18 protein-coding genes are annotated in these 23912 nt (G+C 32.3%); 5 read left to right on the top strand and 13 right to left on the bottom strand.

The genetic code is table 11. The features are described from left to right. Positions 1–9: 9 nt before the first annotated feature. The 5 genes from H593_RS0105025 to H593_RS18525 all read right to left on the bottom strand — a co-directional run bounded on the left by H593_RS0105025 (position 10) and on the right by H593_RS18525 (position 4578). A complete protein-coding gene (locus tag H593_RS0105025; protein ID WP_028871432.1) occupies positions 10–960 on the bottom strand; it encodes a carbon-nitrogen hydrolase family protein in 951 nt (316 codons plus the stop codon). Further along, the gene (locus H593_RS0105020; protein WP_028871431.1) at positions 961–1863 is read right to left on the bottom strand and encodes a geranylgeranylglycerol-phosphate geranylgeranyltransferase; all 903 of its coding nucleotides are present in this window, start codon (positions 1861–1863) and stop codon (positions 961–963) included. A gap of 48 nt (positions 1864–1911) precedes the next feature. Further along, a complete protein-coding gene (locus H593_RS0105015; RefSeq protein WP_028871430.1) occupies positions 1912–2841 on the bottom strand; it encodes a mevalonate kinase family protein in 930 nt (309 codons plus the stop codon). A gap of 81 nt (positions 2842–2922) precedes the next feature. Then, positions 2923–4008: a diphosphomevalonate decarboxylase gene (locus H593_RS0105010; protein WP_028871429.1), complete on the bottom strand. Its 1086-nt coding sequence runs from the start codon at positions 4006–4008 to the stop codon at positions 2923–2925. A 96-nt stretch (positions 4009–4104) separates the two neighbouring features. Further along, on the bottom strand, positions 4105–4578 hold the full coding sequence (locus H593_RS18525; protein WP_245585011.1) for a DUF1697 domain-containing protein: 474 nt from the start codon (positions 4576–4578) through the stop codon (positions 4105–4107). Between the two features lie 190 nt (positions 4579–4768). Between H593_RS18525 and H593_RS0105000 the strand changes: the two genes are divergently transcribed. Next, a complete protein-coding gene (locus H593_RS0105000) occupies positions 4769–7021 on the top strand; it encodes a response regulator (protein WP_028871428.1) in 2253 nt (750 codons plus the stop codon). On the opposite strand, the gene H593_RS0104995 is transcribed toward H593_RS0105000, so the two are convergent. Next, positions 6999–8225: a BaiN/RdsA family NAD(P)/FAD-dependent oxidoreductase gene (locus H593_RS0104995; protein ID WP_028871427.1), complete on the bottom strand. Its 1227-nt coding sequence runs from the start codon at positions 8223–8225 to the stop codon at positions 6999–7001. The two genes, H593_RS0105000 and H593_RS0104995, sit on opposite strands and share 23 nt — an antisense overlap. Continuing rightward, on the bottom strand, positions 8222–8908 hold the full coding sequence (locus tag H593_RS0104990; RefSeq protein ID WP_028871426.1) for a glycerophosphodiester phosphodiesterase: 687 nt from the start codon (positions 8906–8908) through the stop codon (positions 8222–8224). The genes H593_RS0104995 and H593_RS0104990 overlap by 4 nt, the downstream gene beginning before the upstream one ends. A gap of 123 nt (positions 8909–9031) precedes the next feature. Here H593_RS0104990 and H593_RS0104985 point away from each other — a divergent pair, with 123 nt between their 5' ends. Beyond that, positions 9032–9841, top strand: a complete 810-nt coding sequence (locus H593_RS0104985; protein WP_028871425.1) for a hypothetical protein — start codon at positions 9032–9034, stop codon at positions 9839–9841. On the opposite strand, the gene H593_RS0104980 is transcribed toward H593_RS0104985, so the two are convergent. The 5 genes from H593_RS0104980 to H593_RS0104955 form a co-directional block, all read right to left on the bottom strand. Continuing rightward, positions 9842–13540 carry a metallophosphoesterase gene (locus H593_RS0104980; RefSeq protein WP_028871424.1) on the bottom strand — a complete coding sequence of 1233 codons (3699 nt, stop codon included), beginning with the start codon at positions 13538–13540 and terminating at the stop codon, positions 9842–9844. It lies immediately after the preceding gene. A 72-nt stretch (positions 13541–13612) separates the two neighbouring features. Then, a complete protein-coding gene (locus H593_RS0104975; RefSeq protein WP_028871423.1) occupies positions 13613–14830 on the bottom strand; it encodes a bifunctional alpha/beta hydrolase/OsmC family protein in 1218 nt (405 codons plus the stop codon). A gap of 10 nt (positions 14831–14840) precedes the next feature. Continuing rightward, positions 14841–15365: a peptide-methionine (S)-S-oxide reductase gene (locus tag H593_RS0104970; RefSeq protein WP_028871422.1), complete on the bottom strand. Its 525-nt coding sequence runs from the start codon at positions 15363–15365 to the stop codon at positions 14841–14843. Positions 15366–15398: 33 nt separating this feature from the next. Next, the gene (locus H593_RS0104965; RefSeq protein WP_028871421.1) at positions 15399–15680 is read right to left on the bottom strand and encodes a DUF427 domain-containing protein; all 282 of its coding nucleotides are present in this window, start codon (positions 15678–15680) and stop codon (positions 15399–15401) included. 252 nt (positions 15681–15932) lie between these two features. Continuing rightward, positions 15933–17495, bottom strand: a complete 1563-nt coding sequence (locus tag H593_RS0104955) for a protein adenylyltransferase SelO (protein ID WP_028871419.1) — start codon at positions 17493–17495, stop codon at positions 15933–15935. 181 nt (positions 17496–17676) lie between these two features. Between H593_RS0104955 and H593_RS0104950 the strand changes: the two genes are divergently transcribed. After that, positions 17677–18882 carry a Pycsar system effector family protein gene (locus H593_RS0104950; RefSeq protein ID WP_028871418.1) on the top strand — a complete coding sequence of 402 codons (1206 nt, stop codon included), beginning with the start codon at positions 17677–17679 and terminating at the stop codon, positions 18880–18882. Positions 18883–18900: 18 nt separating this feature from the next. Here H593_RS0104950 and H593_RS0104945 read toward each other — a convergent pair whose 3' ends face one another. Next, positions 18901–21276: a GAF domain-containing protein gene (locus H593_RS0104945; RefSeq protein ID WP_028871417.1), complete on the bottom strand. Its 2376-nt coding sequence runs from the start codon at positions 21274–21276 to the stop codon at positions 18901–18903. Between the two features lie 425 nt (positions 21277–21701). Between H593_RS0104945 and H593_RS0104940 the strand changes: the two genes are divergently transcribed. Together H593_RS0104940 and H593_RS0104935 are read left to right on the top strand one after the other, a co-directional pair. Then, complete coding sequence (locus H593_RS0104940; protein WP_028871416.1) at positions 21702–22961, top strand: tyrosine-type recombinase/integrase; 1260 nt, start codon at positions 21702–21704, stop codon at positions 22959–22961. After that, a complete protein-coding gene (locus tag H593_RS0104935; protein WP_028871415.1) occupies positions 22961–23857 on the top strand; it encodes a hypothetical protein in 897 nt (298 codons plus the stop codon). The genes H593_RS0104940 and H593_RS0104935 overlap by 1 nt, the downstream gene beginning before the upstream one ends. The last annotated feature ends 55 nt before the right edge of the window (positions 23858–23912 follow it).

Genomic DNA, 23912 nt, shown 5'->3' with positions numbered 1-23912 from the left:
TTAGTTGAACTAATCTACAAATTTAATCGTAGATTGACGTTCTCTGTTAACCGACAATTGTGTGATATCTGGTCTTGAATAATGCCCTACAGGATCAAAATTTTGACGTTCTTCTAACACACGGTTAAAATCTATAGTATGATAAATCAATCCTTCTTTAAGCAAAACAGGTTCTACCAACCATTCTCCATCGGGTCCTGCAATACAGCTTCCGCCATTAGCTAGAACCTTAGGTGACCTTTCTAATATTTTATCTAAATGTGGTGTTGAATCAGGAAAATCTTTCGAAAACATCAAACATGATACAGAAATCACGTAAGAGCGAGATTCTCTAGCAATAAAACGCGTAATATCTTTCGTATTATGATCGCTTCCTGGCCACACAGCAATATGTAAATCCTCACCTAACCCATAGAGTGCTGCTCTTGGCAAAGGCATCCAGTTTTCCCAACAATTTAAACCGCCAACGGTAAAATCTTTAAGTGGATGCACCTGCAAACCATTACCATCGCCTGGAGACCAAGTAAGACGTTCATCATATGTTGGTTGTAATTTTCTGTGAACAGATTGGATAATTCCTTCTTGATTAATATATACTAATGACGCGTAAATACTATGACCACCGCGATCTTCCGGACGCTCTATAACCCCCAAATAAATTGCCATTTCATGCTCTTTTGCCAATTTACAAACACCCTCTAAATCTCCCTTTTCTATCGTAATTGAGTTTTTAACATAATGCGCATGTAACTCTTTATTCTCTTTAGTATTCCACTCTGCTCCTCCCGTCAATGACAACCAAAATGGATATCCTGGAACTAATCCTTCTCCAAAAACAATGAGCTCTGCGTTTTCTATTGAGGCTTCATTGATCGCATTTTCAACCTTTTTAAGTGTTTCAATTTTATTCAACCACACTGGTGATATTTGGGCTAAAGCAACTTTAAGTTTATGATTCATTTAGATTCGGTTTAAAACAACATTGACATTAATTAAGACAATACAAAACACACCTGCTACAATAATAAATTTCAAAATATTATGCAGTATCAAAAAATGAGTTTTCGTTTTTGATATCCAAAGTAGTATTAGAAAAACTATCAACAAGATTATAGAAAGGTAGAAAAACAAATACATGTGACCCACATCATAACGAGTGAGTACTAAATACAAAGGAATGCTAGTTAATGCGATCAAAACCGTCAACATGATTTTTGACGCATTTTCGCCATAAACAACAGGTATGGTTTTATAATTAAGTAATAAATCGCCTTTAAGGTTTTCTAAATCTTTTGTCAATTCACGTATTGAAATCATTAAAAACAAGAAAACTGCATGTACAAAAATTACCGATTCAAAGTTTTTGTAATATAAGAAAATGGCAAAAAATGGCAATATTGTTAACACAGCAGACGTTAGATTCCCAATAAAAGGAAGCTTTTTCAACTTATGGGAATAAAACCATATTCCGAAGATATAAAGGGAGAAAAATAACACTGCTCCAAAAGAGACATAACTCGCCATAATGACTGCTGAAAAATTGAGCACGAAATAAAATGAGAGTTTCGTATTTTGGCTCAATAATCGGTCAAGTTGAGACTTATTAGGCCGATTTATTAAGTCTTTTTCAGAATCATAAAAATTATTGATGATGTATCCAGCAGCTATTGTTGCAGCAGATGCTAATACAAGCATCAACAAATTAAGGTCAAAAAGAACTTCTTTAAGTGTTTTGTCATGTGCCAAAATATAGACAGATGTCAAATATTGAGCAATAACAATAACGAGAATGTTATAACCCCGAACTACAGAAAACATGCTAAAAAACTTAAGTAGAATGTGTTTCTGTTTTCGATTAAACATAAAAAAAAATTTGATGAAATCCTGAATAAAGCTAAGTACGAAAGCGTATTAGAAGTTATAAACCACTTCTAACTTGTAATCTTTTAGAGCTTGTCTTGCAGTATCGATATCTTCAGTAAAGCCCAGTATATAACCTCCTCCTCCTGATCCACAAAGTTTAAGATAGTATTCGTTGGTTTCGATTCCTGTTTTCCAAAGCTCATGAAATTGTGGAGGAATCATAGGTTTAAAGTGGTTAAGTACCACTTTAGACAGTTGCTTTGTGTTTTTGAATAATGATTTGACATCACCTTTTAAGAAATCATCTACACAAGCATCTGTATGCTTGATAAACTGATTTTTAAGCATGCTTCTAAACCCTTCTTGCTTCATATTTTCCATAAAAATATGAACCATAGGAGCCGTTTCTCCAATAATACCGGAGTCTAATAAAAACACAGCTCCCTTACCATCGGCTTGTTGAGCTGGAATACCTGTAGCTTCAATATTATCTTGAGAATTAATTAAAATTGGGATGCTTAAATAGCTATTTAATGGGTCTAATCCAGAGGATTTTCCGTGGAAAAACGATTCCATTTCAGAAAATATGGCTTTAAGTTTTAATAATTTTTCTCTCGTCAAATTTTCTAAAACTGTTATTTTATCATATGCATATTTATCATAAATAGCAGCGACCAAGGCACCACTACTGCCAACACCATAACCTTGAGGAATTGAAGAATCAAAATACATTCCTGCTTCCACATCACTAGCTAAAGTCACTATGTCAAAAATCACTAATTTTGCCTCAATATTTTTTAAGTAAGACACAAAGCGTCCTAGGCTTTCATTTGACTTTATAGCCTCTTTCGACGGATTTTCGTCTGTCTTTAAAGCACCATTATAAAAGTTATAAGGGATAGACAAACCTTTTGAATCTTTGATGATTCCATATTCACCAAAGAGTAAGATTTTAGAGTAAAAAAGAGGTCCTTTCATATTTTGTGGGCAATTCCTTTAACAAATATACGTATTATTCTGTTGTTTGGTTTAAAACCAATAGTTAATAGCGTTATAAATCTATGAAATTAATTGTGCACCAAAGCCAATTTGGTCACTAATATAATGTTCATTTTGACAATAAGTAACTAATTCATTTTTAATGAATTCTATGACAGTCTCTTTTTCATTTTCGGGATATAAGACGTGAACATTGGCTCCTGCATCTAAAGTAAAACAGATTTTAGAATTGGTTTTAGTTCTAAAAGCCCAGATAGCATTAATAATTCCTAAGGTGTTTGGTTTCATCAAAATAAAGTAAGGCATACTCGTCATCATCATAGAATGTAGTGTTAACGCTTCACTTTCAACTATTTTTGTAAACGCCTCTAAATCTCCTGATTTGAAAATTGAAATCAGTTTAGACATATTCTCATGAGCTTGTTCAAAACGTCGTTCAGCATATGGATGGTTATGCATCAAATTGTGACCAATTGTACTACTTACCTGCTTTTCGCCTTTATCAACTAAAAGAATCGTGTCTTGATAGTTTTTAAAATTTTCGTGAACATCTTTTGGGTATTTAATCCCAAATAAATCTGAACTACCACCAATCTCTTGATGTGTGCCCCAAACAATCAAATCACCTTCAATACTTCGACAGGCACTTCCTGAGCCCAACCGCGATAAAAATGATGCTTTTTGGTTGAAGTATACTTCAGTCACATCTACTTCACTCAATGACCGCTCTATGCTCATTAAACACAACGCTAAAGCACTCATACCTGAGGCTGATGAAGCAATACCAGAACTATGCGGAAAGGAATTAGACGTTTCAATCTTAAAATGATACGCTTTTAAAAATGGTAAATACCTTTCAATACGTTTGAAAAACGTTTCTATTTTTGGCTTAAAATCGTCCTTCTGTTCACTATCTAAAAACACATCGAAAGAAAACTCTTCATACTTTTCTTTTTTAGAAAAACTAAGCGTCGTGGTTGTTTTACAATAATCTAGAGTAAAGCTAATCGACGGGTTTTCTGGAATTTGATCTTCCTTTTTCCCCCAATATTTTACGAGAGCGATATTACTAGGTGATGACCAAGTGAAACTTCCGCTTTCTAGAGTTTTTGAATAGGGTTTTGAAATGAAATCTTTTTCAGTCATGTATAATATTACTTCTACAACAAAGACTGCCTAAAACAGACTTTTAAAAATTGTTAATCTATATTTCGCAAAAATAAGCAATATCTATTGGTCTTTTTAATTTTCCGAAGACATTGCGATTAACTTTACTATTGTTTTCAAGTTACGTGATATGGCTTTTACATTTAGTTTTTTCTCAAACGAATTCATATTAAATTTAGAATTGCCATAACCGACAAAATAATTAAAATAAATACAATCATCGATGATGTGAAATACTTCGTTATCATGAGTAATTTTCATCACCTCATCTACCAATTGTGGCTTTGGAATTTTACTCAGTAAAACAAAATAACTGTTCTTCTTTTTATCTTCGAAAAATGGACAAGCATCAAAAACTCGATGCAGCTCAGCCTTAGTTCTAGCCATAACGGGAACATCAAATTTAAAATGAGATTGGATTAGGCCTCTCATTTTAGGTTCAATTTCAGTATTATCATTTGAAGATTGTAGAATACTATTTCCACTTTGAATATAGGTCTTCACCGCTTCAAAGCCTGTTTTTAACAGAAAATCAAGCAGCTCAGCCATTGGAACTTTTTATGACCAGCAACATTTATACCTCGCATTAGAACTACAAAACATGCTAAGTAATGAATTTTACTTTTTATTGATTATTTTTTTCTGAGCAAAATAATTTGTTTAAGCTGAATATTTCAATGCTTACTAATTAAAAATCATGTAGGTTTACCCGAACCCCACGTATTAATACCCTACAAGAATGCCCTTAAACTTACAAAAGCATCCCGCTTTCTTTCTTTTCTTGACTCTATTTTGTAACCTAAACACTTTTTCGCAAACTGAAAATAAACTAGCAGAAACATCATGTACATTTGATAATCAAAATTTAGATAGACTTATTAGTAATGATAGTCTTTACGAGGCTACAATTCTTTTAAGCGAAGCGCTATTATTTGCCAAAAACAATAACTTTAAAGCGGCTGAAGCTAAAACCTATTATAATCTCGGTAAAGTATTAGCTGAGATGGGAAATTACAAAAATGCAGAAGATTATTACTACCGAGCCCTAGCCATATTTGATTCACTGCAATTGAGTAAAGAAAAAGATCTTACTCTAACTGGACTGACGACAACATATGCCGATGGCAAATACTTTAATAAATTTGACAGCATCTATCCAATTACTCAACAGCATTCAAAGCAACTCAATAGCGAGCTGCAATTTGTAAATCTTGTGAACAAAATCAAAAAGCACTATTACAGTTTAGAGAACGACAGCCTTTTATCAACGACCAAATATGCCATCTCAAAATTAGACGTCACCGATTTTAACACTTTAAAACACTCAAAACAATACAAAACCACAGTATCTAAGAAGAACTTCAAAATATATTTTGAATACCACAATGCAGTAGCAAAAATAAAATCCAACAATTACAAGAAGAATGGGTTTGATCAATTACTAAATATTAGTGAAGATGAACTCAAAGATGCATTATCGAGAGAAAAAGATAAGTATAGGAAGCTTGCGACCTTTAATTATTATAAATTTTTATATTACAAAAATAATATCAAAGACTTAGATTCAGCGAATAGCTATTTGCTAAAATCTGACACCTACAAATACGATGCTCTTAGAGACTATGAAGAAAGAAGTATAAAGAACAGTGAACTTATTTATAAAATCATAACCACTGAACAGCAGTTGGAACTCACAGAAAAAACGCGTAAAAATGAAGCCCAGCTTTCAAGAACGTATTTAATTTCAACCATAATAGTAAGCTTTATATTATTTCTATCTCTTATTATTTTCCTTTTCTACTATAAGGCAAAAAAAAATATAAATTTAATTAATAAAGAGCTACAAGTCACCAATGATAAACTTGTTGCTACCGATAAAGAGCGTTTAGAATTCTTCTCCATATTGAGCCATGAACTTAGGACTCCTATTTACGGTATTAATGGCCTAGCAACACTCATAAAGCAAGAAGATGATTTAGAAAAGAGGCAGAAGTATTTAAATTCATTGATTTCTTCAAGTAATTATATATCGCTATTAATTGACAATGTTTTACAAGCTACTAAACTAAGATTTGAAGACAAAAATTTACGCTTAAAGCCCGATAAGATGAATAATCTTATTAAAAATGTAACCAGCACTGTAGAAATAGCAGCTAAAAATAAAGGTTTAAATTTTTATATAGATATTGAAGAATCCAAAGATGATGAGTATATATTGATAGATAAAGTAGCATTTAGTCAAATACTAATTAACCTTGCTTATAATGGCATACGATACACCAAAGAAGGCTCTGTCTCAATTAGTGTAAAAGAGAAAGATAGAACTGCAAACCATGTAACGCTTCTATTTGAAGTAAAGGATACAGGAATAGGCATCGCTAAAGAAAATCGCTCTTTAGTTTTTAATGCCTTTGAAAACAAAACGTTTTTAGATCAAAATAGTCGCGGATCTGGGTTGGGACTTTATATTGTAAAGACATTACTGAAAAGTCACAATACAGATATTGATTTTATTTCAGAAAAAGGGAAAGGCTCTACTTTCTTTTTTGAAGCAACATTTGAAATATCACGTAATAATAAAGAAGATTTAAGCACTATAAATTCTCTACATAACACAGAAGCGCATATACTTGTTGTAGATGATAATAAAATTAATCTACTTATAACCAAAAAGAATATTGAAAAAATTAAAGGTCATACTTGTGAAACTACATCTAACGGTCGTCAAAGTATTTCTATTGTAAAGGATAAGAATTTTGATTTAATTTTAATGGATATCAATATGCCAGATATGGATGGCTTTGAAGTCACAAAACATATTAGAATGTTTAATCCTGATATTCCTATTTTAGCTTTAACTGCATTAAACTCTAATGAAATTGAAGAAAAAGCTCAGAAATCTGGTATCAATCAAGTCATTACAAAACCCTATAATTTTGAAGACTTTAGAAATATAATACAATCATATTCTAATCTAGCTCATCACCAATAGACATAGCAAGTGACGAAATATAAGCACCTGACCATGCATTCTGAAAATTAAATCCTCCAGTAATAGCGTCAATATTTAAAATTTCGCCAGCAAAATATAGATTTTCATGAAGCCTACTTTCAAAGGTTTTAAAATTCACTTCTTTTAAATTGACACCACCTGCAGTTACAAATTCTTCTTTAAAAGTACTTTTACCTGTCACATGAAATACTGCTTTAGTAAGCTGAGAGGCTAATTGTTCTATTTGAAATTTGGTAAGGTCTGCCCAACGTGTTTCAATAGTCATTTGTGATGCTAAAACCAGTTTTTGCCATAGTCGTTTTGGCAATTCAAATTGAGCAGACTTAAGTACTATTTTCTTTGCTAAATTGTGCTTTAATGTTTTTAATTGCTCAATACAATCATCCAATGACTGCTTTATAAAATTCACTTCTATTTCAAAATCATAATCACGTTTGGCCAATTCTATGGCTCCAAAAGCAGACAATTTCAAAATAGCAGGAGCACTCATTCCTACATGTGTAATAAGCAATGGTCCTTCGCTCCATAAATTTGAATCAACTACTTTCACCTCAACATCCAGAGCTACTACTCCAGGAATATCTTTGATGCGTTCATCTTTAATATCAAAGGTGAATAATGATGGTACAGCTTGTGATATCGTGTGACCTAATTGTTCTAACAATTTCCAAATTTTAGGATTGCTTCCTGTAGCCAGCATTAATTTAGTGGCAGAGAATTCGCCTTGCGAAGTTTCTAAAAGCCAATCTTTGCCTGAATGAATTATCGATTTCAAAGCATGATTATACAAAATATCAACCTTATGCTTTTGAGCTTCTTTTAGAAAACAATCGATAATGGTTTGCGAACTATTAGTCACAGGAAACATTCTACCATCGTCTTCAATTTTTAAAGCGACACCTCTGTCTTCAAACCATTGGATAGTATCACCTGTCATAAATTGATGAAAGGGTCCTAATAATTCTTTTTCACCCCTTGGGTAGTTGCGCACTAATTCTGATGGAATAAATTCTGCATGAGTGACATTGCATCGTCCACCTCCAGATATTTTCACTTTTTGAAGTCCGCTTTTTCCGCGCTCTAGTAAGGCAACTTTTAATTTTGGATTTTGTTCAGCGACATTAATCGCTGCAAAAAAACCTGCAGCGCCTCCTCCAACTATTATAATATCATAATGGCTCATAGTCTATCTGGATTATCAGAGATTATCGCGTCTACACCATAAGAAATCATACGCTTTATAGATTCATCGTCATTAACAGTCCAAGTAATGACTTTATAACCTTCATGCTGAGCTAACTTCACATTACCTTTTGATAATAACGCATAATTTGGATGTATCGCATAAGCATTAATGGTTTGAGCAAATTCTAAAGCATCTGTCACACTGGCTTTTGTCAACACGCCTAATCTAAAATTTGGATTAATGTTGTAGACGTCTTCAAGTTCGTGATGTTGAAAACTAGAGATTATAAAATCCTCATTTTTCCATCCTTTTTCTTCAATAAAATTTGTGATAACTTTACAAACTCTACTTGCTGTATCCCTACCTTTAAGCTCAATATTCATAACGCACTTTTTATCAACCACAGCCAAAACTTCCTCAAGTGTTGGAATAGAAAATTGTTGCTTGACTTTTAAAGCTTTTAATTCACTTAACGAATATTTCCCTAATTCTCCAGAGCCATTAGTCATTCTATCTAGAGTAAAGTCATGAAATACTACCAGCTCGCCAGAAGCGCATTTATGCACGTCAACTTCAATACCGTCAACACCAAGTTCAAGTGCTTTTTCAATGGATTCTATAGTGTTTTCAATAACGTAAGCTTTTGCGCCTCGGTGCCCCATTTTAAGTGGTTTTTTCATAGCGTATAAATGTATAAAATTCAAACATAGAAATATCAACATTATGATTTTTATCAAATCTTTAAGAGTCTAAGCTTTCTAATACGAAGAAAATTTCTTTTATTTAATTTTGAAATACACACTATGAAATTGAATATCTATTTACTCTTATTTACCATACTAATTTCTACATCATGTCATACAGGGAAATTGACTGTGGTTGCCGATTCACCTTCAAGTTTAAAAGAGATTTCAGCTATTGAAAAAACTGTGAACTCTGATCTGTTGTGGGTTATTGAAGATGCTGGCAATAAAAACAATTTATATGGATTAAATGCTAAAGGTGATATTATTAAGGATATTAGTATTGACAATATTCAAAATATCGATTGGGAAGATTTAACTTCTGATGACTCCGGAAATATCTATATTGGTGATTTTGGAAATAACAATAAAGAACGTAAAAACTTTGCCATTTATAAAGTCACTAATCCTGAAAAGGCGAGTGCTGTTAGTACTGCAGAGGTTATTAGTTTTAAGCTTCCGAAGAAAATGAAATCTCAAGATTTTGAATCCTTTTTTCTGTACAATGATTATTTCTATATCTTCAGCAAAGACCATAAAGAAACAAAGCTTTTCAAAGTGCCAAATACTATAGGTGATCATGAAGCTAGTTACCTGTCCGAAGTAAAATTAAAAGGAAAAAACACAAAAGTAACGTCTGCAGATATTAGTGAAGATGGCAAAATAGTTGCTTTATTGAACCATGATAAATTATGGAAACTTACTGATTACACCTCCGACGATTTTTTAAATGGAACAATTGAAGCCATTGAATTTAATCACGATTCTCAAAAAGAAGGCATTAACTTTATTAGCTCTCGCAAAGTCCTTATCACAGACGAGAGAACTAAAAATGAAGGTGGAAATATATATAGTTTTGGACTCGATTGATTAAAACCCAAAACCTAATTTAAAAGCTAAACGTACGTCATCGTCACTGCTAAAGGCAGAAATATTGGCATTCATCATATTGGCCATGTTTATAAAAAAGCCTCCTCCAAAAGACGTGTTCCAATCATTTTTATTAAAAGAAGCGTCGCCTACTAAATCATCGTCAGTCCAAACACGACCATAATCGGCACCTGCAAAAATACCAATACTAATAGGAAGTACTCCTGTTTTCAAATCCATAAAATCCCATCGTACGTCAGTAGATTGAACAAAAGCACTTTTTCCTGTAAAGCGTTGATTTCTATAACCACGTAATCCTGTATTAGCGCCTATAGTAGCAGCTTGATAAAACTCAAAGTCGTCACCTAAATTAAGATGTCCTCTTAAATTTGTTGCTAATACTAATTGTCCGCTAGGAATTAATTTATAATCAAACCCCAAGGTTGGTAATATGTAAGAAAAACCCTTACTCGTTGAAATATTATTTATATAACCTACTTGCAAACCAAATTGCATACCTAAAGTAGGAAAAGCATCATTGTCTCTATTTTCAAAATGATACTGTGTCTCTATACCATAGAATTCATCATTAATTTCAGTATTATTTGGAATAAATTGATTTATAAATCGGCCTGAAGTTTCTTCAACTTCATTAGATTCGAAAAATACACCTACTTTAAAACTAGCGCCTTGTTCGCCTCTCCAAATTAATGAAGGCATTGCTTTAAAGGTTCTTATTTTTACACGATTATAATCTAAACCTGTATCAAATCCATCGTCTTCATCTGCCTCTGGATTAGGAGTACTATTACCAAAACCGAAGAAATTTACAGCATAGTTTGGACTGTTGAAATGGACCTCAAAACCGAAGTTAGTATGCCCTATAATATTAGCAAATTCACCTTTATAATTAAAATCAAATCCTTGAGTAGCAAAATAATATGCTGCTGAAATCGTATGCTGAGACGTAAATGGATTACGCTCAAAACCATAAGCTGTATAGGTATTACTAACCCCTATTTTCAAACCATCATCTGGATTAGAGCCAATTGTTGGAAAAAGTTGATTGGTATTATTCTTTAATTTTTTATAATCATATACATTGGTTTCATAATCATCTCTTAACTTCAACTTAGCGTTTTGGGCTTGAGAAACATCATTGGACTTACTTTTATAATCGTATACAGATATTTTACCGCCATCAGGAATAATGTAAATATCGTTATTTTGCCCACCTATCAATCTTATTTTAATCTTATTATTCTTCCCTTTAGCTTCAAAGACATCGTCATCATCTAGTCCATAAACCCAGATTTCCTTAGTATACTCTTTGTTATAAATACGTTCATGAAACACCTCGCCTTTATTTCCTTTTTTAATACGTTGTGCTACTATTTTAACTTTCCCATCAGAAAAACATTCTATTGTAAAATAATCATCTTTATTAGTCCCTTTTACTACTGCAAACCTATTAATCAATTTAAAATATCGATCTGAAATAGCTTGAAGGTTACCTAATCTTGCTCTTAATTTTTGTTTCATCTCATCAAGACTTTCATCACGAACCTCTTCTGGAAGGTTTAAAAACGCCTCTTCAATGACAGCATTGGTTATACCCTTTTGAATGGCCTTTACTTGAGCATCCCAAACTGCTTTATCTGAAGCTTGGATGAGTTCCATATCTAAAGGATAAGGCTCAAAATTAACGCCTTTAACATCTACCAAATCATCATCATACTTCCTAAGTAATCTTGCTGTTGGAATAATAGCTACAGCAGCAGTCAATAAAGCACCGTCAGACATAATAGAGAAGGCTTGATCTCTATCTCTTGGCAAAGGGCGATATACTTTCTTACCATTCTCTTTAAACTCTATCCAACGCCATTGATCTTGATGTCTATCCCAATCTCCTATTAGCATATCGAATAAACGTGCACGAATGTATGAGGCTTCATCAATAACAATATCTTCATCCTTATGGATTTTCTTCATCATATCATCTGTACTAACAACCTCATCCTGAAAGCCAAAACTCGCCAAATCACTATGCCCTTCTGAGGTATGCTCTTCAATCATATACAATTCATCTCCAAACTCATCATTATAATAACCTAATGTTTTTTGCTTCGGAATATAATATAATACGGGGTTTGTATGATAAATACCTACAGCGTCAGATAATGTACCAATCGCAAAAGGCGCATAAGGATGGGAACCTGTAAAGACATCAAGAATTAAATCTTCAGTACTTGTATCATCAAATTGACCTTCAATATATTGATCTTTAAATAGGACAGCCTGTAAATATTGTACAGCATTTTTACGGAGTGCTCTCATGACGTATTGAGCACCATTTTTATCTTCAAGACGTAAAGACTTAGATTGATTACCCCCTCCTTTTCTCACCACTTTTAAGCCACCATACATCGTATCCAAATTTACTGTTGGAGCAGACACTTGAGTACTGTACAATTTTCTATAACGATCTCCCCAAAGAAATTTATGAATCCTTGATTTATCTGTTTCTTCTTCGGAATAAATTGAGGCTACCATTTCCTTCGGAAAACTCTCAGGATACGTTATTGATGATTTTTTTACATCTTGCTCGAGCACTTCAGTTTCAAAAACGATACTGTCATCATTAACCGAATAAAAACGCACATATGACGAACCGTCTTGAAACACATCCAGTCTTGCATAACCTGGAGTTCCGTATGAGAATTGCCCTCCTCCAACATTACGTGTCGCTGAAATCTTAGAGCCAGAACCACTTACAATTTGTCGTAGATTATCTTCTATTATATATTGCAAACTGTGCTCATGACCAGAGACAAACACCACTTTTTTATTTTCTTGTGAGATGGTAACCAAACGTTTTTTAAACTCATTATAACGTTTGTTTTGTAAATCAACATTCGCAAGTCCACTCGTTTTTCTAATTATATTTTTTATTGTCCCAAGAATAGGAAGTGGTTTCATATGACTCTCAAATGTGAATTGCCCTCCATGAGACCCATTAGTATACATTGGATGGTGCAAAGCAACTATGGTTGTTTTACCTCTGGCTTTTTTTATTAGACTACTATATTCATCAAAAAAAGCAGTTCTTGTTTTAATCTCACAATCGTCATTAAGTGTTGGATGATTATCCCAATTAGTGATATACCAGTGGCTGTCAATAAGGATTAATTCGATATCGTCAGACACATGAATTTTTTCAATTGGACAACCATTTTCTGGTAAAAATGTATTTTTCCCTAGCGCATCTTCAATATACTTTTCTTGTCTTTTTAGACCTTTAATACCAGAATACCAATCATGATTCCCCGGAATAAAAACAGTTCTTCCTTTAAAATCCTGAGTAACGTCTGTTTGTGCTTTAAGACGTTTTTGAGCAACTTCTCTATATTTATGATTTTTATCTGGAAACCCGATAGGATAGATATTATCTCCTAAAAAAATAGCTGTACTATTTCCTGAAGCTTCACTTAATTCTATTTTAAAAGCATTTAAAACTTCAGAAGATGCACCTAGTTCATAATTCCCTGCGTCACCAATTAAATAAAACGAATGTTCAATTTCTTTATCTGGCAATGTATTAGACGCATTCTCGTTTTTATATTGAGGCTTATATGTCGCGCAAGCATTACACAATAGACTTAACATGAAAATAACTGCTAGTTGGTTGGCGTTTTTCATTTTAAAGAGTTTGATTTATAAATATATTGATTCTCATTCTAATAGGTCTTAAAGGTTTTCAATAAAGTCGTATTAAGTAAGTTCTGTATCAATAATTATTTCGCTTTGTAATGTTTTATGAACGGGACATTTTGAAGCAATTTCTTTTAATCGTTGTCTTTGCGACTCGTCTAAATCACCAATAAAAGTCAATTTTTTTGATAAATGATCAATTCTAGTGGGTGTATCCACGTCTAACATCAAATCATCACTATGTTTTTTAGAATAGGTGATATGAGCATAGACTTCTTGTAAATCCCATTTTTTACGCTCCGCATAAATTTTTAAAGTCATTACGGTACAAGCAGCCAATCCAGCACTGAGAAAATCATAAGGAGAAGGCCCAAAGTCATCTCCTCCAACCGAATCTGGTTCATCTGCAATAAAATTATGTTTTGCCGTTTGAATGGTTGTTGTAAAATTATCTTCTTTCAAATTTAAATGCGCAACCAATTGCTCTCCTGCAGTATCTAACATTTTGTTTTCTTGCTGCGGAAAATATCGTTTTACCCAAGCACCTATTATTTCTCCTGCATAAGAGCTGTCTCTAGTCTTTGATAATAAATGATCTGCATCGTCAAGAGTCACGAAACTTTTTGGATGATGTGCATTGTTATATAATTGTTCTGCGTTTTTAATGCCAACTATAGTATCTGTTGGGGAATGTAAAATTAAGAGTGGTTTTCTTAAAGCTTTAACTACTGCACGTAAATCAGTTTTATCAAAATCTGATATAAATTCTTCATCAATTTTAAAAGGTCTTCCTCCTATATTAACTTCGACTCGGCCTTTATTTTTTATATCGTCTATGCCATGAGAAAACAGATGCTTCACATGACTTATCGTTGATGGAGCTCCAACCGTAGCCACAGCCTTTATATGATCTAATTGAGAGGCTGCAACTAAAGCCGCTGCACCTCCCAGAGAATGGCCAACCAAAAGCGATGGTGCTTCATAATGTTCTTTTAGAAAATCACTCACTGCTATCAAATCATCAACATTTGCCGAAAAATGACTATCAGCAAACTCCCCTTCACTTCTTCCTAATCCAGTAAAATCGAATCTTACAATTCCAAAACCGTGATTAGTAAGCGCTCTGCTAATGTTTCTCACTGCAATCAAAGAGCTACTGCATGTAAAACAATGCGCGAAAATGGCAAAGTAGTTCGGTTTTTGATTTGCTGGTAATTCCAAGTAAGCTTGAAGTTTATGACCTTTTTTATTTTCTATTTTTAATTTCTGGTTTTTCATAATTGATCTATTATAAGGCTAACGCCAACTTTAAATGACTTAATTTATCTAAATCAACAGCATCACTATAATATTTTAATAGTAAAGTTAATTTAGGATTTATAAAGGTTTTACAAAATGGCTTCTCAGGATTGCTATAATAGTAATTTGTAATCTCTTCGTTTGACGCTTTAAAGGTCTCAATATCTAAAACTTCAGTAATATAATCATCGCCTTTATTTTTATTCAACTCAACTAAAATAGTTTCTACTTTTGTTCTTTGAATTTGAGAAAAGGTGTATATCGCAGATCTATATTTGTAACGCATAGAATGATTTTTAGTACTTTTGTGCGTCAATAAATGAACATTAATTAGCAATTGAAGGTTAACTGTTTTCGGGTTATAATCAATATAAACACCTTCAGAAAAGCTTGAATTCTCATGATTGGATGCGATATAACCTTGCGCAACAGAAACGACGCCTTTCAAAGATTGAAAAACGGCTTCTGTACACCAATGGCACCCACCTCCAAAACCAATTATCTCAGTTTCCATTTTACTTTCTTAAGTTACTAAAAATGTTTTAAGTTATTTTGTTACCTGCACACCTTTCCAAAAAGCAATATATCCCTTGATTGATTTTGCCAACTCAGAAACTTCAGGATAATACCACGCAGCATCTATATTTTCTTTTCCATTTACTTCTAAAGTATAATAAAATGCCTCTCCCTTCCAAGGGCACATGCTATGCGTTTTACTGGGTTTAAAAAACGCTTCTTTAATACTTTCACTAGGAAAATAATGGTTATTTTCAATCACGATTGTATGATCACTTTCTGCAATAACTAGATGATTCCAAATGGCTTTCATTATCTATGAATTTATAATTGTTTAAAAATTGAATTACTTTTTGTTCTTCCATTTCGCAAGGTTTCAATAAGTCTCTATTCGATGTTGCATAATAATTTAGGCTTATAAAATTATTTCCTGCTAATTCTTCTGCACACACTTTTATACTTTTTCCAGAATTAAAGTCGGTTCTTGTAACTCCATATTTTTTTTTCTGAAATACAACTGCGCTATACCCTTTTGGCAAATTTTGAATACGTTCTAAAATTGACATTATGAACTACAAGATAACATGGAACATCCTACTTTATGTCTTGCCCAATCGGGTCGTTTAGCAAACCACTTTTCATATTCTGGTTGCTCAGCATACGGTTGTTTTAAAACTTGAAATAACTCGTCAATCAATTTATAGTTGCCTTTATTGGCATCATCAATAGCTAATTGAGACATATAATTTCTGAGCACATATTTTGGATTAACAGCATTCATTCTTTCTTTTCGATCAGTATTAGAAAGCGACTCATCTTTCAATCTTACATCATAGCTTTTAAACCAATCTCTCCATTGTTGAGCAATTGTGTCTGACACTTCATTAGGCACATAAAATGAATCCTCAACAATCTGTAATCCTTTTCCAGCGTCTCCTAATTTGAAATTACTTAAATTTCGGAAGAATATTGTCATATCGGTTTCTGTGAGCAACAAAACATCTTCTAACCTTTGAATCAATTCACTGTCTTTGTGGTCACTTTGCTCTAAACCCAATTTAGAACGCATCATTTCTAAAGATTTATTTTCAAAATCAGTTTTATAATTCTCCAAGACTGTCTCTAGAGGCTCTGTTTCTTCAATTAAAGGATACAACGCATTGGCAAGCTGATATAAATCCCATAGCCCAATGTTCGGTTGATTTCCATAACGATAGCGTTTATGCTGACTATCGGTTGTATTTGGCGTCCATCCATAATCGAATCCCTCTAACCATCCATAAGGTCCATAATCTATAGTTAATCCCAGAATAGACATATTATCGGTGTTCATCACACCATGAACAAAACCAACGCGTTGCCAATGAATAATCATGTCAAGCGTACGTTTTGACACTTCAGCAAAAAACCCGATATAACTCTCTTTTGAAGGTGTTCCTAAATGCGTAAAATGGTGTTTTATAGTGTAATCAACTAAGGTTTTTAAGGTTTTATGATCTTTCCTAGCTGCGAAGATTTCAAAATTTCCGAAGCGTAAAAACGAAGACGCTACACGAGAAACAATCGCACCTTTTTCATAAGCTTGATTACCATCATACAACATATCTCTCATCACCTCATCTCCAGACAACCCCAATGATAACGCTCTTGTTGTTGGCACTCCCAAATGAAACATAGCTTCGCTACATAAATACTCTCTAATTGATGAACGTAAAACAGCTAAGCCGTCAGCTGTTCTGGAGTATGGCGTTTCTCCAGCACCTTTAAGTTGTACTGCCCATAGTTTGTTATCATGCTCAACTTCAAACAAATTAATTGCTCTACCATCACCTAATTGTCCTGCCCAATTTCCAAATTGATGTCCTCCATAACACATCGCATATGGTGTTGTATTAGGAAACAGTTGATTTCCAGTAAAAATCTGAGTAAAAGTTTCGGTTTCAATATCTATTTCTGTAATCCCTAAACTATTAGCCATCTCTCGAGACACATGGAGAATTTGCGGAGCTTTAGTCCGTTTAGGTGTTACATAAGAAAAACAAGCCTCCTTGACCTGACGTCTAGCATTCTCTTTAACTGGATCAGAAGGAAGTTCTTTTGTGAATTTATTTTTTAAGTTAAGTTTCATTTTATAAAAAAGTTTAAAATGCTTATTGTAGGCCCATAATCTACAAAAAAATAGTCGTTAACTTTACTGAAAAATTACAGATCTTGTCAGTGAAAGTCTTTGGCAAATTTACGACTAAGCCCTCTCTTAAATAGTCATTAATTAAAGTTTAGTATTTTTACTCAATAAACTAAAAACCCACATGGAAACACTTGTTGTAGAAGCAGAGAAATTTGTAATTAGTTATTTAAACGAAAATTTAGATTCTAAGTTTGTCTATCATAATCTACCACACACGCAACGTGTTGTTAGAAAAGTACAAGAGTTAACTAAAACTCATGAACTAAATGATATTGAAAAGAACGTTTTAGAGATTGCAGCATGGTTTCATGACACAGGGTTCACAAAGACTATTGAAGGTCATGAAAAGGAAAGTGTAACAATTGCTTCTGAGTTTTTAAAGACTAAGGATGTTGACGAGAAAACTATCGACATGATTACAAATATCATTTTAGCAACCCAAATGGGTTACGAACCAAAAACAAAACTAGAGGGTATTATAAAAGATGCGGACTGCGCTCATGTTTCTAGCAAAAAGTATGATGACTATGCCGTTTTATTAAAAAAAGAAAGAGAATTGACTTTAAAGAAAGTTATAGGTAAAACAGATTGGGTTAAAGATAATATTTCTTTTTTAACACAGCATGCGTTTTACACAGATATAGCCGCTCGCAAATGGGAAAAACGTAAAGGAAAAAATTTAGCTAATCTACTTCAAAGTCAGAATAAAATTAAAGAGAATACTGAAAAACTAAAGCAAAAAAAAGCAGAGCTAAATTTTAAAAAAGCAAAAATGGATTTACCAGAACGCGGTATTGAAACTATGTTTAGAGTCGCTCTTAAAAATCATATAACACTCAGTGATATTGCAGACACAAAAGCTAACATCCTATTATCTGTAAATGCCATAATTTTTTCTTTAGTATTATCAAATTTAGTATCTAAACTTGACAATCCTTCAAATGATTATTTGATTTGGCCAACCGTAATTTTCACTATTTTCACTGTCACTTCAATTATTTTATCTGTTTTAGCTACGCGTCCAAACGTGACTCAAGGTAAGTTTACAAAAGAAGATGTTGCTAATAAAAAGGTCAATCTTTTATTCTTCGGAAATTTTCATAAAATGAAGCTCGATGAGTTTGAATGGGCTATGTCAGAAATGATGCAAGACAGGGATTATCTATACAGTTCACTTACGAAGGATTTATATTTCCTCGGTTTAGTGCTAAATAGTAAATATAATTTACTGAGAGTAACCTACACCGTTTTTATGATTGGTATTATTATAAGTGTAATTGCGTTTGCTGTAGCATTTCAACTGTCAGGCGGAAATACAGCTATATAGCTTACTTAAAAAAAGACTTTAAGCGCTGATTTCTTTCATTAAATCCTCATAAGTGTAAAATGATTGGTCATCTTTATCTTTGTGATATAAAACACTCACTCTAATCGCTTTTAAACCAGTGACTGCTTGTAAATCCTGAAGCTCTACAATTTCAATATCGTTATCTAAGTACTTTTTAGACTGTAAAAACTTCACATATCTTAAATATTCTATTTCATCTTGTTTTTGTGAATAGATAATACTTATTTTTCCCTTTTGGGTTACACGCTCCTTCGTGCCTTTAATATAAGCTTTATCAACACGTTTTTTTACAATTTCATATCTGGCATTGTAAGTACCATCAACGTCAAATTGTTTCTCATCCATTCTAAAACTTATCGATAATGGCTGATTAAATACCAATATCATTGAAGCTACATCTAATTTGACAGGAAAGTTAGGTTGCATTAAGTAGAATGAGTTTTCCATTTCACACATTACTTGCAATTGCCACAATCTTAAATTGTACAAATAAATTGGGTTAAAACTATTTTCTTTGGTAATAGATTCTCCAATATACATATTATGCTCTACACCATCAGTTTTAAAACGCTCAAAATAATGAGGATACATAACTTGAGCTTCTACTTGTTTTTGATCTAAAAGTGACGCCATTTCTTTGTTAATTAAAGCGATAGTATCATCATACTCTTTTCTATGATTATACAAAACGTCTACTTTATCATCTATACTACCAAAGTATGACTCTACTTGTGTCCTTAAAGATTCAACTACTAATAAATGCTCTAATAAAGGATCTATATCTTGCTTTATAAATACCGAAATTTGTTGCTCACTGTCCACTTGAAAATGTGTGCTTAACCCTTCTAAAAAAGCTTCTATTTGGTACAAGTACTGCTCGTAAATTGGTAGCTTTTCAATGTCAAAGGCAGCCTCTATTATTGACTTAATACCGTTCAACTGAATTGTTAAATCTTGCTGCGTTGCCCAATTTCTGGCATCTGAAGAACCTTTAATATCTATTTGTCCATATAAAGGGTAAATGTTTTCAAAAGCTATTTTATTAAAACTAGGCTTATTACCATTAAATTGATCTTTTATAAAAATTTTCGCTTCTTTCTCAAAACGCCAATTGACACTTGGATGAATAGAAGTACATTCTTGCTGAATAATAGCTTCAATTAAATTCTGCTCTTCGTTCTTAGAACGTTCTACTGCCGAAACTATGAATGGCATGACATCCTTCAATTTATTCGCATTGATACTATTTAAAACTTTAGGTCGTTCTGAAACAATTTCTAGAATTCCCAGTAAGCCATTTTCATTAGCAATTGGAGCTAAAATTGCACTTTTAATATGTTGTTCTTTTAAGGTTTTATACTGTGGCGCTTTTCCTTTAGAAAGTTTATGAAATTTATCTACATCAGATACAGCGTAGAACTTCTTTTCTTTCAATAATCTATTGTATGAGACTTTGCATAAAGTATCTGAACAATCATTAGTATCTAAATGATTAAGTAGAAAACTATTCATGCCTTCTCCATAGACATGTTCAAAAGTATCTTCTTTTTCATTATAAATAGAAAAACCAACTTTAATGTCTTTAAGACCCAAAAGAGACTGGAAAATTTGATGGAAATCCTCCATAAAACTTTTATCTTTTCTCTTATCTTCCCCTATTAAACTTGATTTAATATTGGAGATGGATTGATCATCTGTAATATTAAAAATATTTGAAATCACAAAACCTTTAAATGTATAACTATTGGGTGGGAACTTCTCTTTCCACATTTCCATATTGTCAAAATTATCTAATAATTCATCGACATCTTCCTGAGTGATTTTTGGAGCCTTTTTAGATGGAATTATTTCAACAAAATCAGCATTATATAATATTTTATAATACTGCATGATGCCGTTAGCATCAGGAATTTCGTAATAAAATGGTCGCTTAAAATTTATATGATAGCCATAACAAAAAGACAAAATGATGGTACAAGCAATGATATAACTATCATCTTCTGGCATGTTCTTAATTTGTAATTCAAAATCGTCACCCGCTGTTTCTATTATGGATTTAAAACGTTCAGAAGAATTAAAAATAAGATTATGAAATGGCACAGAAGCAGTCTTAATTTCATTTTTAGTCAAAATTGGACTAAACGAATCTTGTAGAATGATTCTTATTTCTTTCTCTCTTGTTACTAAATCTTGTGAATTAATAATACCGTCTCTAAGTTCAGGGTAACCTTCAGCAGTTTTTAGAACACGACACGCTTTTGCTGCAATAAATTCGTCATCACTTTTTGATAATACCTCATAGTGCTTCAAAATTTGATCAAAGCTTACCTTTAGTGTAAACGGAGATTCAATATTTTCATTAATATCATTCATAATAACACATTCATTCTTGCAAATTTACAACTTAATAGATTGGTCGCTATAAATAAGACTTTCTTACTCCCGTATTGTTACCAATAAAAGCAGAATACAAACACTCTTTTAAATGATATTAATTGCAACTCGTCTAACTTCTCTTAAATTAACACTCAGCACTGTTGTATTATTATACAGTCGTTTAAAGTAATCAAAATCATGAAGGCTTATTTCATATGTAAACAAAAAAAAGCTGACTTATATAAGTCAGCTTTTTATTTAAGTACAGGCGGGGAGACTCGAACTTAATATATTTAATAACACCTAAATACATCTAAACACTGGGATAACACCTATAAACACTAAAAAAATATATTTCAATATAATTGGCGGTTATATTAAAATGTAATATAATTGTCAACTGAATTGTCAACCGTTAATTTATGACACAAACATTTTATTTAAAACAACCCAAGAACGAGAAAGAAACGTTAATCTTATTTTCTTGCTATTTTAAAAGAGAGAACTTCAAATTTGTTTATTCTACAGGTGAGAAAATAAATCCTACTCATTGGAGTTTTGAAGAAAACCGCCCAAAGCTAAAAGGTCGTTCTAAAGATGTAAATTCCTCGGCAATCAAAGGTCAATTAGACAGATATTCATTACTCTTCGAGAATTTACAGTCACGCAGTAAGAAACTGGATGAATTTCTAACGTCAGAAATATTGAAATCAGAGTTTAATATAAAATTCAAAAAATCTTCTACAAAGAAAAATTTATTTTTTGAAGCATATGCTAAATTCATGGATGAAAAAGAAAAACATAAACTTTGGAAACCGAACACAGTCAAAAAATACATAAATTTAAGAAATCACCTCCTTGAGTTTGAAAAGAAACGAAATTTCAAACTTACTTTTGGTCTTATAAACGAAAAATTCTACTCTGAATTTGTAGATTTCTGTTATGAAGATCAAGGTCACTTTACAAATACACTATCGCGTAACATTGGTTTTTTCAAATCATTCATGTTATGGTCTCTTAAAAATAAATACACTTACAACGATGTGTTTAAAGAATTCATAAAGCCAACAAGAGTTTTAACGAGAGAAGAAGCCCTATCAGAAGAACAATTAACCATAATATTTGAACATAACTGTAAATCAAAAAGTTTGGAAAAAGTTAGAGATATATTTATATTTCAATGTTTCACAGGATTAAGGTTTGGCGAAATGAAAACTATAAACAAAAGGACTATTGAAAACAATTATATAGTTCTTAAGGAGGAAAAAGATTCAGCCAAAGAAACTCGCCAAATACCGTTATTTAAATTATCTAAATTCATTTTAGAAAAATATGATTACGAATTACCTTTAATAAGTAACCAAAAACATAACGAAATTATAAAAGTAGTATTAAAAAATGCAGGCATGATACATGACGTTGAATACACAAGAATTAAAGGAGTGGAGCAAACGGTTTTCATAAAACCTTTTTATGAACGCATCACTACGCATACAGCGCGTAGAACGTTTATATCAATATTGAGAAATAAAGGAATTGCAGATAAAACCGTTATGAGCATCACGGGTCATAAAGACCTCAAAACTTTCAATATGTATCATAAAGTAGATGATAAAGCAAGGAAAGAAGCAGTTGAAGCTGCTTTTAGCGATATGGAATTACCAAAACTTAAAAAAGCATAATGCAAGACTACGAATACAATTCAAAAAATGACACATTTAAAATACTTAGTACAGATGGAAGATATCTAACATTAAAAAAAGAAGACATTAAAGATGCGGTCTACTTGTTAATGAAATTTAGTGTAGAAATAGGCATGAGTAATGGTCATAAGGATGCTTCAATGTTATTTACAAAAATTAATGCATATCTAAAAAAAGAAGATAAAATAAAGTATCTAAATAAAATGTATGCTAAATATTATCCTGTTGATGAATATCTGGAAATGTTTATATTATATGCAGAACTTCCTGGGGGCATAAATTACGGAATTTCCAACTGGAAGGAATATGTATATGAATATCTTGATGACGAATTTGATAATATAATTGTAGCATTCAATAATCTCACGGAAAACGACTTTTTTCATAACAAATTAGTGGAGCTAAGTCGGTCTTCTGATCACCTAAATGAACTTTTAAATACATGGAAAGAAGTTTTTGAAATCTATAATTTATTAGAAACTATCAAGCAAAAACTATTGGAACTGGATGATTTTAAAGCTCCCATAAAGAGAGCGAACGGTAAAACATTGAAAGATATGTTCAATATTCCTGACCAGTATGATTCAATAATCAGACTATTAATCGAGAAAAAGCTGGTTGCTAAAACTAAAAACGGATTAGAAATAATACTTCCTAAAAAATTTCAAAAAAAAGGAGCTAATTTTTTCATGGTAGCAATAGCATTTAGTTTACGAAGAATGGATTATGTAAAAATAGGAGGTGACGATATTGATATTGTTGAAGCAATGAATAATACATTCGATAATTGTAATCTTAGTAAACAAAACTATTCATACTTTAAGGACTCTCCGAAGTACAGCGAATATCTTGAAGCAGCTACCTTTACTGAATAGTACTTATTTTAATTTGACTCTTTGACTGGTCAAATTTAGTCAAATTAAAATAGTA

It is taken from the genome of Psychroserpens burtonensis DSM 12212 (assembly GCF_000425305.1).
In the GTDB taxonomy this organism is placed as follows: domain Bacteria; phylum Bacteroidota; class Bacteroidia; order Flavobacteriales; family Flavobacteriaceae; genus Psychroserpens; species Psychroserpens burtonensis.
The sequence above is the reverse complement of the archived record's forward strand: the minus strand, read 5'-3'. Positions and strand labels throughout refer to the sequence as shown.

Coding starts and splice junctions, on each gene's coding strand:
- H593_RS0105025 (WP_028871432.1), bottom strand. CDS start 960: ATGAATCATAAACTTAAAGTTGCTTTAGCCCAAATATCACCAGTGTGG.
- H593_RS0105020 (WP_028871431.1), bottom strand. CDS start 1,863: ATGTTTAATCGAAAACAGAAACACATTCTACTTAAGTTTTTTAGCATG.
- H593_RS0105015 (WP_028871430.1), bottom strand. CDS start 2,841: ATGAAAGGACCTCTTTTTTACTCTAAAATCTTACTCTTTGGTGAATAT.
- H593_RS0105010 (WP_028871429.1), bottom strand. CDS start 4,008: ATGACTGAAAAAGATTTCATTTCAAAACCCTATTCAAAAACTCTAGAA.
- H593_RS18525 (WP_245585011.1), bottom strand. CDS start 4,578: ATGGCTGAGCTGCTTGATTTTCTGTTAAAAACAGGCTTTGAAGCGGTG.
- H593_RS0105000 (WP_028871428.1), top strand. CDS start 4,769: ATGCCCTTAAACTTACAAAAGCATCCCGCTTTCTTTCTTTTCTTGACT.
- H593_RS0104995 (WP_028871427.1), bottom strand. CDS start 8,225: ATGAGCCATTATGATATTATAATAGTTGGAGGAGGCGCTGCAGGTTTT.
- H593_RS0104990 (WP_028871426.1), bottom strand. CDS start 8,908: ATGAAAAAACCACTTAAAATGGGGCACCGAGGCGCAAAAGCTTACGTT.
- H593_RS0104985 (WP_028871425.1), top strand. CDS start 9,032: ATGAAATTGAATATCTATTTACTCTTATTTACCATACTAATTTCTACA.
- H593_RS0104980 (WP_028871424.1), bottom strand. CDS start 13,540: ATGAAAAACGCCAACCAACTAGCAGTTATTTTCATGTTAAGTCTATTG.
- H593_RS0104975 (WP_028871423.1), bottom strand. CDS start 14,830: ATGAAAAACCAGAAATTAAAAATAGAAAATAAAAAAGGTCATAAACTT.
- H593_RS0104970 (WP_028871422.1), bottom strand. CDS start 15,365: ATGGAAACTGAGATAATTGGTTTTGGAGGTGGGTGCCATTGGTGTACA.
- H593_RS0104965 (WP_028871421.1), bottom strand. CDS start 15,680: ATGAAAGCCATTTGGAATCATCTAGTTATTGCAGAAAGTGATCATACA.
- H593_RS0104955 (WP_028871419.1), bottom strand. CDS start 17,495: ATGAAACTTAACTTAAAAAATAAATTCACAAAAGAACTTCCTTCTGAT.
- H593_RS0104950 (WP_028871418.1), top strand. CDS start 17,677: ATGGAAACACTTGTTGTAGAAGCAGAGAAATTTGTAATTAGTTATTTA.
- H593_RS0104945 (WP_028871417.1), bottom strand. CDS start 21,276: ATGAATGATATTAATGAAAATATTGAATCTCCGTTTACACTAAAGGTA.
- H593_RS0104940 (WP_028871416.1), top strand. CDS start 21,702: ATGACACAAACATTTTATTTAAAACAACCCAAGAACGAGAAAGAAACG.
- H593_RS0104935 (WP_028871415.1), top strand. CDS start 22,961: ATGCAAGACTACGAATACAATTCAAAAAATGACACATTTAAAATACTT.